This is a genomic window from uncultured Williamsia sp. (genome assembly GCF_947494875.1).
Lineage (GTDB): Bacteria > Actinomycetota > Actinomycetes > Mycobacteriales > Mycobacteriaceae > Williamsia_A.
On the sequence record NZ_CANLWM010000002.1, the window covers coordinates 514,303 to 528,804 of the forward strand.

The 14,502-nt window shown below is 71.6% G+C and carries 1 protein-coding gene (only partly in view); it reads right to left on the reverse strand.

Annotation, left to right across the window (positions count from 1 at the left end; all coding sequences use genetic code 11):
* Positions 1–14,502, reverse strand: partial view of a non-ribosomal peptide synthase/polyketide synthase gene (locus Q1A98_RS07705; RefSeq protein WP_299571615.1) — the end only. 19,542 nt of this gene lie beyond the right edge of the window; the window shows 14,502 of its 34,044 coding nt (coding positions 19,543–34,044); its start codon lies beyond the right edge, outside the window — the gene reads right to left on this strand; it ends in the stop codon at positions 1–3.

Below are 14,502 nucleotides of genomic sequence, written 5' to 3' on the forward strand. Positions count from 1 at the left end.
TCAGTCGCGGGCGCGGTCGACGATGGCGCGTAGAGCCAGCTTCCAGTGGTCGACGAGTTCGGTCAGGTCGTCCTTGTCGATCGCGTCGTCGAGCCAGGTGATCTGGGCCCGGACGACGCGCCCGTCCTCGCCGGTCGTCGACATCGACTGGATGTCGATCTCGGCCTGAGCCGGCATCCGGTTGCCCCGCGCCAGCGCGGCGGGATCGGACGTGTCGAGCAGAGCGGGCCCCGCGACGTCCGGGAACCACGCGACTTCCCCGATGTCGGCGGCCGCGTCGGCACCCGGGATCGCGCCGATGTAGTTGAAGACGATCTGCGGTTCCGCGAAGCCGCCCAGCCGCTCGATGCCCTCGGGGTCGAGGTAGCGCAGTATCCCGTACCCGACGCCGCGGTCGGGGTGGGAGGCCATCGCCCGTCGCGTGGCCGAGACCACGGCGGCCGCGGCCTGCGGGTCGTCGAGCATGTCGACCGCCGACCGGCCGTCGAGGTCGACGTGAGTCGGGAACATCGAGGTGAACCAACCCACGGTGCGCGAGAGGTCCACGTCGCGTGCTGCGACGGCCTCCTGGCGGCCATGACCTTCGAGCGTCAACAACGTCCCGGATGCCTCGATCCCTCGATCGGCCCGCCAGCCGACGACGGCGGCGGCCAACCCGGCGATGAGCAGGTCGGCGACCGTCTCGGCCTGGGGACCGGATCGCACACTCGCCGTGAGGGGTTCGACGATGTCCGCGGGGAGCTCCACCTCGAGGCGCGCCAGACGGTCGACGCTGTCACGGGTGAGGTCGAGTCGGCGTGTCCCCAGGTCCGGGTCCTCCACGTCGAGCATCTCGACCCAGTGGTCCAGTTCGCCGCGGCGGGTGGGCGCGGCGGCGTGCAGGGCCTCGCTCCAGTCGACCCATGATGTCCCCGTGTCGGGCAGTGTCGGCTCGTCCCCGGCCGACACCTGGCTGCCCGCCACCGCGATGTCGGACTGCAGGATCTGCCACGACACGGCGTCGACGACAAGGTGGTGCAGCACGACGACGAGACGACCGGTGTGCTCCGATCCGGCCGAGGGCGCCAGCCAGACCAGCCGCATCATGGCGCCCGACTGCGGATCGAGCAGGTCGATGGCGTCGCCGACCGCGCTCCGCAGGATCGCGGTGTAGCCGTCGGTCCCCGGCACGGTCTCGGCGTCCAGATCGACACGTGTCAGCGCAGCGGCAACGTCGACGGTTCCTCGCACACCGACCTCGAGCGCTCCGGTGGGGTCGAACCGCGACCGCAGGACGTCGTGGGAGTCGACGACAGCGCCGATGACACGCTCGATCTGCTCGGCGGTGACGTCGCCGGGGACGATGAACGCCATCGGCATCACGAACCTGCTGATGTCGCCGCCCCGCTCGATCATCTTGCGAATCACGGGTGTCGCCTCCGCGCGACCGCTGCGCCGGGCGGAGCCGGGGACGGCGTCGACGGTGGTCTCCGAGCGGCGCGCGAGAGCGGCGAGAGTCCGGTGTTCGATGACGTCGCGGGCGGTGAACTGCAGTCCCGCCGCACGGGCGCGGGTCACCAGCTGCATGGCCCCGATGCTGTCGCCGCCGACCTCGAAGAACGAGTCGTCGGCGCCGACCTCGGTACCGAGCAACTCGCCGACGATCCGGACGAGCGTCTCCTCCGCCGGGGTCGACGGCGCACGCCGCTCCGCTCGCGCGACCTCGGGGACGGGCAGAGCCGACCTGTCGATCTTGCCCGACCGCCCACGCGGGAACTCGTCGAGCACGACGATCATCTCGGGGATCATGTACGTCGGCAGCGCCCGTCCCGCGAACTCGCGCAGCGCCGAGGCGTCGACCTCGCCGCCGAGATCCCCTGTGACGTAGGCGATCAGTTGCTCACGGCCGCCGATCTCACGGATCGCGACCGCGGCCTGCGACACCGACTCGTGCCGGGCGAGGACGACCTCGACCTCCTCGAGCTCGATACGCAGACCACGCAGCTTGACCTGGAAGTCGACGCGGCCGACGTAGTCCAGTGATCCGTCCGGCATCCGGCGGACGAGGTCGCCGGTCCGGTACATCAGTGACCCGGAGGTCCCGAGAACGCTGGGCACGAACCGTTCCGCAGTGAGCCCCGGCCGGTTCAGATATCCGCGCGCCAGCTGGTCGCCACCGAGGTACAACTCGCCGACCGCCCCCACGACGCACGGGCGCAACCACCGGTCGAGCACCCACCCACGTGTGTTCCACACCGGCCGGCCGATCGGGACGACCTCTGTGCCCGCCGCTGCCGGTGACGCTGTGGGAGCGGTCCCGTTCGCCGACGGCCCGTCGCCTCCGACGACGACCGCGGACGTCGCGTCGACCGTCACCTCGGTCGGCCCGTACAGGTTGACCACGCGGGCACCGCTGCGCTGTGCGACATGCCGGGCCAGCGACCGAGGGAGCGCCTCGCCGCCACTGAACACGATGCGCAGCCCGGACAGCGCTGCCTCACCGGCCGACTCGACGAACACGGCGAGCACCGACGGCACGAACTGGACGACGGTCACCGCGTGCCGGGCGACGAGGTCCACCATCTCGGTGGGCTCGGTGTGGGCGCGGGGACCCGCGACGACGGTCGTCGCCCCGACGAGACCGGGGGTGAACATCTCCCACACCGAGGCGTCGAACGTGAACGGGGTCTTGAGCAGGACGGTGTCGTCGGCGTCGATGCCGTGTTCCTCGGCGATCCAGAGCACCTGGTTGGTCAGGGCGCGCTGCGTGATCTGCACACCCTTCGGCCGTCCCGTCGAGCCCGAGGTGAACAGCACGTAGGCGAGCGACGTCGGGTGCACGCGCCCGCGCAGCTCCGACGGCGCGATCGGCGCGTCGTCGATGTGCCGCAGGCCGCGGGCCGCGAGGTCGAGGCACGCCACCGGTCGGACGATCGACCGCAGCCGGGCGAGCCTGTCGGCGTCGGTGACAGCACAGCGCGCGCCCGCCTCGGCCACGATCCCGGCCACGCGCTCGGCCGGGGCGTCGACGTCGACCGGCAGGTAGGCCGCGCCGGCCTTGAGGATGCCGTGGACCGTCGCCAGCTGCTCGACGGAGCGCGCCATGGCGACCGCCACGACGTCGTCGGGTCCGATGCCGTGTGCGATCAGGACACGGGCCCTCCGGTTCGCCATGGCGTCGAACTCGGCGAACGTCAGCCGGGTGTCCCCGTCCACGAGCATGACGGCATCCGGGGTGGCCACGACCCGTCGGGCGAACAACTGCGCGACCGTCGTGTCCTCGACGACACGGTCGGTGTCGTTCCAGGCGCGCAGCTGCGCCGCGACCTCCGCGGGGTCGACGAGGTCGATGTCGCGCACCGGTGTGGCGCTCGCCCGGCCGAAGGCCGACAGGACCCGCTGCAACCGCGCCGCGAGATCGGCCGCACGGGCGTCGGACACCAGAGCAGGCACGTATCGCAGGGTCACCGAGAGGTGCGGATCGGCCTGTCCCAGCACGGTCAGCGGGTAGTGCGACGCGTCGTTGACCGCGGCACCGTCCACCGACAGTCCGTCGATCGACGCGCCCTGCTCCAGGGAGTCCCGGTCGATCGGATACGACTCGAAGACGACCAGTGTGTCGAAGAGCGCACCGACGCCCAGTTCCCGCTGGATCGCGGGGAGCCCGACGTGGTGCGCGTCGAGCAAACCCGCCTGCTCGGACTGCACCCGTTCGAGCAGCCCGACGACGGTCTCGCGCTCGTCGAGGCGGACACGGGCGGGGATGGTGTTGATGAACAGGCCCAGGATGCTGCCCACGTCCGGGACCTCGGGCGGACGGCCGGACACCGTCGCACCGAACACGACGTCGTCGGAACCGAGCGACCGGGCGAGCACGAGGCCCCAGGCGGCTTGCAGCATGGTGTTCACGGTGATCCCGCGATCGCGGGACAACTCGGCCAGCCCGGCGGCGGTCGGCTCGTCCAGCTCGAGGACACGGTCCACCGGGACGACGGAATCGTCTGCGACGGAGTCGAGTTCGACGTCGTGCCCGTCCTCGGCAGCGATTGCGGCGCGGTCGACCAACATGGTCGGTCGGTCCAGACCGTCGAGAGCCCGGCGCCACGCCCCCAGTGCCGCCCCCGGCTCCTGGCGCGACAGCCACGCGAGGAAGTCGCGGTAGCTGTGCTCGGCCGGCGGCAGATGGTCGACGCCGCCCATCGCGTAGAGGCCGAGCAACTGCTGCATCAGCAGCGGACCCGACCACCCGTCGAGCAGGATGTGGTGGTTGACCATCGACATCCGGCTCAGGGGTGCGCCCGAGTCGTCGGCGCCGAGATCCAGGATCAAGAACCGCATCAGTGGCGCGGAGGCCATGTCGAACCGGTCCAGTCGGTGCGCGCGGAGCAGCCGGTCCGCCTCGTCGAGGGCGTCGTCGCGCCCGGACAGGTCGACCCTGTCCCAGTCCACGTGTGCGTCGGCGACGACCGCCGCGACCGGGATCCCGTCGCGGGTCGCGTGGAAAGCGCTGCGCAGCACGGGGTTGCGCAGGATCACCGCGTCGGCCGCGGCGCGCATCCGATCGGCGTCCAGCGGACCGCGCAGCTCCAACACGACCTGCGCGGTGTAGATGTCGACGGCGTCCGCGCCGGCGACCTCGGAGTGGTAGAGCAGACCGGCCTGCAGCGGCGCGAGCGGCCACACGTCCTCGACACGGCCGTGCGCGGCCTCGATGACGTCGATGTCGTCCTGCGTCACCGGTGCCAGCGGCACGTCGGACGGGGTGAGACCACCGACCACCCCCGACCGGACGTGACGGGTGAGCGCGGTCGCCGCGGCGACCCAGTCGTCGGCCAGTTCCCGCATCTCTCTCTCGTGCAGGAGTTCACCGGCGAAGGCGAACGACGCAGACACCACGGGCCCGTCCGCGGTGTCGGTGGCGATCGCGTTGATCGTCAGCGCGGCCGGCACCACCATGCCGGGATCCATCGATCCGCCCAACCCGTCGACGTCGGTGGCAGGCTGCCACCCGAACTCGGCGGTCTCGCTCTCCCCCGCCGACACGCGACCGAGGTAGTTGAAGGCGATCTGCGGCTCGCCGCGACCGCGCAGCACGTCGGCCTCGGGACCGCCGAAACTGGTCAGCACCCCGAAACCGATGCCGCCGTGGCCACCCGGCACGACCGCCAGGTCCTCCTTGACGGCCTTGATCGCCCGGCCCGCCGCGGTCGCGTCATCCGACTCGACGAGGGCGTCGACGTCGACACCGGTGAGGTCGAGCCGGACCGGCCGCGTCGTGGTGAACCACCCGACGGTGCGGTGCAGGTCGGCACGCGCTCCACCCGACGTCGGTGCGACCGCGAACTCCTCGCGGCCGTGGCCCTCGAGCTCGACCAGCAGACCCGGGGCGTCGACACCCCGACGCAGCCGCCACCGGCGGACGGCGACCGCCAGCGACGCGAGCAGGGCGGAGTCGACGCCGGTCCGATAGGCGGGGCCGATCTCCCGCAGGACAGCGTCGGACACGTCGACAGGCATGTCGACGGTGATCCGGCCCATCGTGGACACGGTGTCCCGCACGGGATCGAGCGGCCCGCTGCCCAGCGGCGGGTCGTCGACCGTGACGACCTGCGCCCACCTGTCGACCTCGTCGGCGAACGACGGGGCCGACTCGGACAGTGCGTGCGCCCATGTCCGCAGGGACGTCCCGACCTCACCGAGGGCGATCGGCTCGTCGACCGAATCCTCGTCGGTGTCCGTCCGAGCCCATGCGACGACGAGATCCGGCAGCAGGATCCGCCACGAGACACCGTCGACGACGAGGTGGTGGATCACGATGTAGAGCCGCCCGGTGGCCTCGCCGCCGAGGCGGGACGACGGGTCGAACCAGACCGCCTGCACCATGACGCCGGCCTGCGGGTCGAGTCGGTCGTCGGCGGCGGCGGCCTCGCGACGGACCGTCTCGACGAAACCGGGTGTGCCGGGCTCGTCGTCGATCTCGACGCGCCGCAGCACGTCGCGAGCGGTCACCGCACCGACGGGCCGGACATCGAGGTGCGGTTGCGCGTCGTCGGAGTCCGCCGGCACCAGCCGCGCCCGCAGCGCGTCGTGGGTCGCCAGGAGCGTGTCGATCGCGACCGCGAGACGCCGGGCACCGGGCTCGCGCGGCAGGGTGAGGAAGTTGGCCTGGGAGAACGTGCGGTACTCGCGACGAGTGCCGATGAGCCACTGCATGATCGGCGTCAACGGCAGCGTCCCGACGCCACCGCCGTCGAGCTCGGGCAGGACCGTCTCGGCGGCCTGCGCGGATGTGGTCACCACACCGGCGAGCTCGGCCGGCGTCCGGCGGTCGAACACGTCGCGCGGGGTGAAGACGAGCCCGGCGTCACGAGCCCGGGTGACCAGACCGATGGCCATGATGCTGTCGCCGCCGAGTGAGAAGAACGAGTCGTCGACACCGATCTCGTCGACGCCGAGCGTCTCGGCGAACAGACGACAGAGCTTCTCCTCGACGGGGTCGGACGGCGCCCGCGACGAAGTCGTCGACCCGCCGAACTCGGGCGCGGGGAGAGCCCGGCGATCGAGCTTGCCCGCCGGGGTCAGCGGGATCTCATCGAGCACGACGACGACGGAGGGGACCATGTGCGCGGGCAGGTTCCGACCGACCCGTGCGGTGAGGTCCGCGACGTCGGTCACCCGTCCGTGTACATACGACACCAGCATCGTCGCGCCGGACACCGGGTGCGGCAGCCCGAGGGTCGTCGCGAACTCGACGTCGGGCTGCGCCCCCAACACCGCGTCGATCTCGCCGAGCTCGATCCGGAACCCGCGCACCTTGACCTGGAAGTCCGTGCGGCCGTTGAACTCCAGCTCCAGACGGTCCCCGATGCGACGCCACCGCACGAGGTCGCCGGTGCGGTACATGCGGGATCCGGGCGGGCCGAACGGGTCCGGGACGAACCGCTCCGCGGTCTGGCCGGGGCGCTGGACGTACCCGCGGGCCAAGACGTCCCCGGCGATGTACATCTCGCCGGGAACCCCCACGGGCACAGGGTTCAGACGGTCGTCCAGAACCGTGATCCGCACACCCGTGACGGGTCCACCGATGGTGACCTGCACCCCGGGGACGAGCGGTTCGGTCGCTGTGGACCAGATGGTCGCCTCGGACGGCCCGTAGAGGTTGAACATCGACCGCGTGGACCCGTCGGGCAACGCGGTCACCCAGCGTCGCACCAGTTCTGGCGGACACGCATCCCCGCCGACCATCACCACGCGCAGGTCGGGCAGGTCGGACGGATCCACGGTGGCCAGCGCAGCCGGGGTCACGAATGCGTGGGTCACCTTCTCCGCGCGCATCAGGCGGCTGAGTTCGTCGCCGCCGAACATGCGCGGCGGGGCGATCACCTGGGCGCCGGCACCGCTCGTCACGAGCAGGATCTCGAACACCGACGCGTCGAAGCTCGGCGACGCGAAGTGCAGGACGTGCGACTCCGGTGTGACACCGAGCCGCTCGCGGGCCTCGGTGACGATGTCGGCGATGCCGCGATGGGTCACCGCGACACCCTTGGGCCGTCCCGTCGAGCCGGAGGTGAAGATGATGTAGGCGAGGTCGTCGAGAGACGGCTGCGCCCAGGCGCTCTCGGCGTCGCCGTCGGCGGCGATCGCCCGGATGTCGATCCAGTCGACGGCACGCGGGAGTCCACCGGCCACCTCGTCGACGGTGAGCCCGATGGTCATGCCCGCGTCGGCGACCATGTGCTCGACGCGGTCGGACGGATAGTTGGGGTCGATCGGCACGACGGCGCCGCCGGCGGCGGCGATCCCCCAGAACGCCGTGATCGACTCGACCGAGCGGCCGATCGCGAGACCCACCGGCGTCCCGTTCTCGACGCCACGGTCGCGCAGCGCCCGGGCGACGCGACGAGCACGGTGGTCGAGATCGGACCACGTGATGCGCTCGTCCTCCCCGATGACGGCCAGGGAGTCGGGCGCCGTGCCCGCGGCGCGCGTGAACACGTCACCGAGGACGCATCGCTCGGGCGCCGCCGGGGACGTCATGTGCAGCAGTCGATCCGACACCTCGGGCTCGAGGATCTCGATGTCGCCGACCGGTGTCTGCGGGTCCGCTACGACGGCCGCGAGGACCGTGGCGAACCGCCGACCCAGTTCGTCGACGGTGGACTCGTCGAACAGGGCTGTCGCGTAGGTGATCACGCACTCGAAGCCGCTGCCGTCGTCGGTCGACGACTGGGCGACCGTCAGCTGCAGGTCGAACTTGGTGGTCGTGGTGTCGACCTCGAGTCCCGACACCCGCAGGCCCGGCAGCTCGAGGTCCGGCTGATCGGTGCTGCCGAACGCGAGCACCACCTGGAACAGCGGCGAGAACGAGGTCGACCGCTCCGGCGCCAGGTCCTCGACGAGCCGCTCGAAGGGGATCTCGGTATGGGTGAAGGCGGCGACGTCGACGTCGCGGACCGACTCGAGCAGATCGGCGAAACCGGCCGAGCGGTCGACGGGGGTGCGCAGGGCGAGGGTGTTGACGAACATGCCGACGAGATCGTCGAGTGCCGCGTCACCGCGACCGGCCACCGCGGTGCCGACGACCACGTCGTCGGTGCCGCCCGAGCGCGACAGCACCACCGCGAACGCGGCGTGGACCGCCATGAACATCGTCGCGCCGTGCGCGTTGGCCAGCCGCTGCAGGCCCGTGCGGGTGGCCGCGTCGACCTCGAACCGCACCTGCGCACCGGCCACCGACTGCACCGGCGGCCGCGGCCGGTCCAGCGGCAGGTCGATGACCTCGGGGATGCCGTCGAGGGTCGTGGCCCAGAAGTCGAGCTGCTGCGCCGCCACCGATGTCGGGTCACTCTCGTCACCGAGCACCGCGCGCTGCCAGAGCGCGTAGTCGGCGTACTGCACCGGCAGTGCACCCCAGGTCGGTTCCTGGCCGGAATGCCGTGCGCCGTAGGCGACCATCACGTCGCGTGCCAGCGGGGCGACGGACGCCCCGTCGGCCGAGATGTGGTGGACCACCACGACGAGGACGGCCTCGTCCGGCGCGAATCGGAGCAACACCATCCGCACCGGCACCGTCGCGGCCACGTCGAAGCCGGTCGTGACCGCCTCGGCGACGGCCGCGTGGGCGGCCTCGAGGCCGTCGAGCGTCCGGACCGTCAGCACCTGTCCGGCGCGGACCTGTTCCGGCGACAGGATCTCCTGCCGCGGTGCGCGGTCGCGGCCGTCGATGCTCGCGTCGGCCGGGTAGCGGGTGCGCAGGACCTCGTGTCGGGCGACGACGTCGGCGACGGCGGACCGCAGCGCCTCGACGTCGACCTCGCCGGTCAGGCGCAACACGGCGGGGATGTTGTACGCAGCCGACGACGTGTCGAACTGGTTGATGAACCACATCCTGGTCTGCGCGGGCGACAGCGGGATCTGCGCCGGGCGTGCCATCGCCTGCAGGCGTGGACGATCCGTACCCGTGCTGTGGTCGGCGGCCGCGGCGATCCCGGCGACGGTCGGGTCGGTGAAGAGGTCACGGACGGTGAGCGAGGACCCGAGGGCGTCGTTGATGCGTGCGACCACCCGGGTCGCCGACAGCGAGTTGCCGCCGACGGCGAAGAAGCTGTCGAACGCTCCCACCCGCTCGGCACCGACGATGTCGGCGATGACCGCGGCGACGATCTCCTCCACCGGTCCACGCGGCTCCTGATGCGCTGCGGCGGTGGAGAAGTCGGGCCGGGGAAGCCCCTTGCGGTCCAGCTTGCCGTTGATGGTGAGCGGCAGCACGTCGAGGACGACGGTGACGGTCGGCAACATGTACGACGGGAGGTCCTCGGCGGCCTCGGCGAGCACCGCCCGCGTGTCGAGTTCCGCCGGGCCGTCGGCGGTGCGGACCGGGACGAGATAGGCCACGATGTGCTCGCCGGCGCTCGGATCGGAGTGGACGGTGACGACCGCGCTGTCGACCGACGCGACGGCGGCGAGCACACGCTCGATCTCCTCGAGCTCGATCCGAAGACCGCGCACCTTCACCTGGAAGTCGCTGCGGCCGACGTAGACCAGCGTCGGCGTGGAGTCGTCGCCGACGCGTGCCCAGCGGACCAGGTCGCCGGAGCGGTACATCCGCGCGCCGGCCCTGCCGAACGGATCGGCGACGAAGCGGTCGGCGGTGAGGTCGGAGCGGTTGACGTAGCCACGGGCCAGCTGGGCGCCGGCGATGTAGAGCTCGCCGGTGACACCGTCGGGGACGGGCCGCAGTCGAGTGTCCATGACGTAGACGCCGGTGTTCCACTCCGGCCGGCCGATCGGGACGGCGCCGTCGTCGATGCCTGCCGGCACCTGCTGGTGCGTCACGCTGACCGCCGCCTCGGTCGGGCCGTACAGGTTGTGGATCGCGGCCCCGCTGACGGCACGGAACCGTGTGACCGTGTCGGCGGTCAGCGCCTCACCGATGCACAGCACGGTGGTGAGGCTCGCGATCTGCTCCGGCCGGGTGTCGAGCAGGAACGCCGACAGCAGCGAGGGCACGAACGTCGTGACGGTGACCCGTCGACGCGCGATGAGCTCGGCGAGGTAGGCGGGATCGCGGTGCCCCTGCGGGGCGGCCACGACGAGGCGGACACCGGCGGTGACCGCCCACCAGTACTCCCACACCGACAGGTCGAACGTGGCTTGCGTGCGCAGCAGCAGGGCGTCGTCGGCGGTCAGGCGGAACTGCACCGAGAGCCAGTTCAGCTGGTTGACGATCGCCGAGTGCGGGACCGCGACGCCCTTGGGTCGACCCGTCGACCCGGACGTGTAGATGACATAGGCGATGTCGTTGGGCCGCAGCGTCCGCAGGCGCTCGGAGTCGGCGACCGTGCCGCCGGAGTACTCGTGAAAATCCAACTCGGCGATGTCGACGACGCGGTCGGCGGTGAGGGTCTGCGAGGCCGAGAGCGCCTCAGGTGCAGCTCCGCTCACGAGGACCAGCGTGGGCTCGGTGTTGTCGACGATGTATCCGACGCGGTCGGCCGGGTGGTCGGGGTCGATGGGCAGGTACGCACCACCGGCGGTGGTCACCGCGTACATCGCGACGATGAGGTCGACCGACCGGGGCATCGCGAGCCCGACGACGGTCTCCGGACCGACGCCGCGGTCGATGAGGGCACGCGCCAGGCGGTTGACCCGCCCACCCAGCGTCGCGTAGTCGAAGGTCCCGCCGTCGGATCCCGACGCGGCGTCACCATCGGCGTCGATCGCCACCCGCGACGGGTACGCGACGAAGGCGGACGCGAGGATGTCGGCGAGTGTCGTCGGCGCGAGCACCACGGTGGTGTTGTTGCGCGCTTCGATCACCTCGACACGCTCGGCCGCCGTCAGCATGTCGACGTCGCCGACAGGGCGCTCGGGCTCGGCTGTCAGACGATCGAGCAGGGAGACGAACCGGGCGGCGACGTCGTCGACCGTCGACCGGTCGAACAGGTCGTCGGCGAACGTGAACGCCGCCTCGACCCCGGCCGGTGCACCGGACTCGTCGTAGGTGTCCGACAGGATCAGGTGCAGGTCGAACTGCGCCACACCCTCGGGCAGCTCGACCGGCTCCATCCGCAGGCCGGCGAGTTCGAGCGTCGGCCGGGCGATGTTCTGGAAGGACAGTCCGACCTGGAAGATCGGGTGCCGCGCGGTCGACCGGACGGGGTTCAGGACCTCGACCAGCCGCTCGAACGGGACGTCGGAGTGACTCAACGCCTCCGAGTCGCGGTCGCGGGCGGCGTCCACCAGGGCGGCGAAGCCCATCGAGCCGTCGACATCCAGTCGCAGGGCCAGCGTGTTGACGAACATGCCGATGACGCCCTCGAGCTCGCGGTCGCCACGTCCGGCCATGGGTGTGCCGACCACGATGTCGGGACTGCCCGACAGACGCGCCAGCAGAACCGCGAACGCGGCATGGAAACCCATGAAGGTCGAGGCGTTGCGTGAGCGCGCGAGCTCGGCGACCCGTGCGTGGGTGGATGCGGGGATCCGGAACAGGTGCTGGCTCCCGCGCAGCGACTGCACCGGCGGTCGCGGGCGATCGGTGGGCAGCTCGAGTTGGTCGGGCAGGGCCGCGAGTGCGGTGCGCCAGAACCCGATCTGGGCCGAGAGCAGGCTGGTCGGGTCGTCTTCGTCGCCCAGGACCTCTCGCTGCCAGAGTGCGTAGTCGGCGTACTGGACGGGCAGGTCGCGCCACTGCGGCTCCGAGCCGACCGAACGGGCCGCGTAGGCCGCGGCGAGGTCGGCGACGAACGGGACCATCGATTCCCCGTCCGCGACGACGTGGTGGACGACGGCCGCGAGGACGTGACGGTCGGTGTCGATGCGCCACAACCGGATCCGCATCGGTACGGCGTCGTCGACACGGAAGCCGGCGGAGACGAACGCGCGCAGCTCGTCCGGGAGGTCGTCGGCGGAGGCGTCGACGAGCTCGACGTCCGGGATCGCCTGCGCCGCGGGCAGGATCACCTGGTGCGGTCCGCTCGCCGAGTCGGGGTACACCGTGCGCAGCGACTCGTGGCGGGCGACCACGTCGGCGACGGCGAGGCGCAGCGCGGCGACGTCGAGGTCGCCGACGAGGGTCACGGCCGCCGGGATGTTGTAGGCCGGCGAGTCCGGGTCGAACCGGTTCAGGAACCACATCCGGGTCTGTGCCAGCGACAGCGGGATCCGGTCGGGCCGCGGTCGGGCCACGAGCGGCGCGCGATGCGGACGCGTGGTCTGCCCGCCCGCGATGCGCTCGGCCAGCCCGGCGACGGTCGGCGCGGCGAACAACTCGCGCACCCCCACGGAGCTGTTCAGGGCGGCACCGACACGTCCGGCCACCTTGGTGGCGCTCAGCGAGTTCCCGCCGAGGTCGAAGAAGGAGTCGTCCCGGCCGACGCGGTCGACCCCGAGGACGTCGGCGAACACCTCGGCGATGGTGTGTTCGAGATCGGTCTCGGGTGCCCGGTACTCCCGTTCGACCACCGAGAACTCCGGCGCCGGGAGCGCGCGCCGGTCGAGCTTGCCGATCGGCGTCAACGGGATCTCGTCGAGGACGATCACCGCCGCGGGGACCATGTGACCCGGCAGACGGTCCGCCACCGCCGCGGTGAGGGCGTCGGTGTCGACCGACCGCCCCGAGCGCGGGAGCACGTAGGAGGCGAGCGCGGTCGCGCCGTCGGGCCCGTCGACACCGAGGGTCACCGAGTACTCCAGGTCACCGGCATCGACGAGCGCGCGGTCGATCTCGCCGAGTTCCACGCGGAATCCGCGGACCTTCACCTGGAAGTCGCTGCGCCCCACGTACTCCAGCGCGTTCGTCGGCGCCGTCGGGTCGAGGCTGAGACGGACCAGGTCGCCGGTCCGGTACATCCGTGCGCCGTCCCGGCCGAAAGGATCGGCGACGAACCGTTCGGCAGAGGTCGCGGGACGGTCGTGGTAGCCGCGCGCCAGACCCGGTCCCGAGAGATACAACTCGCCGACGACGCCGCGAGGCACCACCCGCAGGCGGGAGTCGAGGACACGGACCCCCACCCCACGCAGCGGAGCCCCGATCGTGACGCGGTCACCGCGGTCGAGGCCGGGGGTGATGGTGTTGATGACGGTGGTCTCGGTGGGCCCGTACGCGTTGCGCAGTCGCGGCGCCCATCGTGCCGCGAGTTCGGGGGTGCAGACGTCGCCGCCGACGACGAGGGACTCGACGCCGTCGAGACCGGTCGGGTCGACGGTCATCAGGGCGGTCGGGGTCATCACGACCACCGACACCCGCTGACGGGCGATCAACGCCGCGAGTTCGTCGCCTCCGAAGACGTCCTGGGGCGAGACCACCAGCGCCGCACCGGCTCCGAACGCGGCGAGCAACTCCCCGACGGAGGTGTCGAAGCTGGGCTGTGCCACGTGCAGGACACGCGAGTCCGATCGCACCGCGTAGTGCTCGACGACGTCGGCGGTGAGGTTCGCCAGGCCCGCATGGGTCACCACGACCGCCTTCGGCGTGCCGGTCGAGCCAGAGGTGTAGATCAGGTACGCGGCATCGGAGATCCGCAGGGGTGCGGTGCGATCGGCGTCGGAGACGGGGCCGTCGTCACCGTCGGCCTCCATGATCGCGGCCAGGTCGTGCCACTCGACGTCGGCGGGCAGGTCGTCGCGGTCGGTCGCGACGGTGAGACCGAGGAGTGCCCCCGAGTCGGTCAGCATCGTGCTGATCCGTTCGTCGGGGTACTCGGGGTTGATCGGCAGGTACGCGGCACCGGTCTTCGCGACCGCCCAGATCCCGACGACGGAGTGCAGCGATCGTCGCATGCCCAGCGCGACGACGGCCCCCGGTCCCGCGCCCTGCGCGATCAGCCACCGGGCGACGCGGTTGCTCACGGCGTCCAGTTCGGCGTAGGACAGCGACGTGTCGCCGTGGACGAGAGCGGGGCCGTCCGGGGAGATGTGCACGCCCCGCTGCAGCAGTTCCGGCAGGGTCGCGGGCGTCACCGACCGCGGACCGTCGACGGCCTGCAGGGCTGCACGCTCTGCGGGCGCGAGGATGTCGAT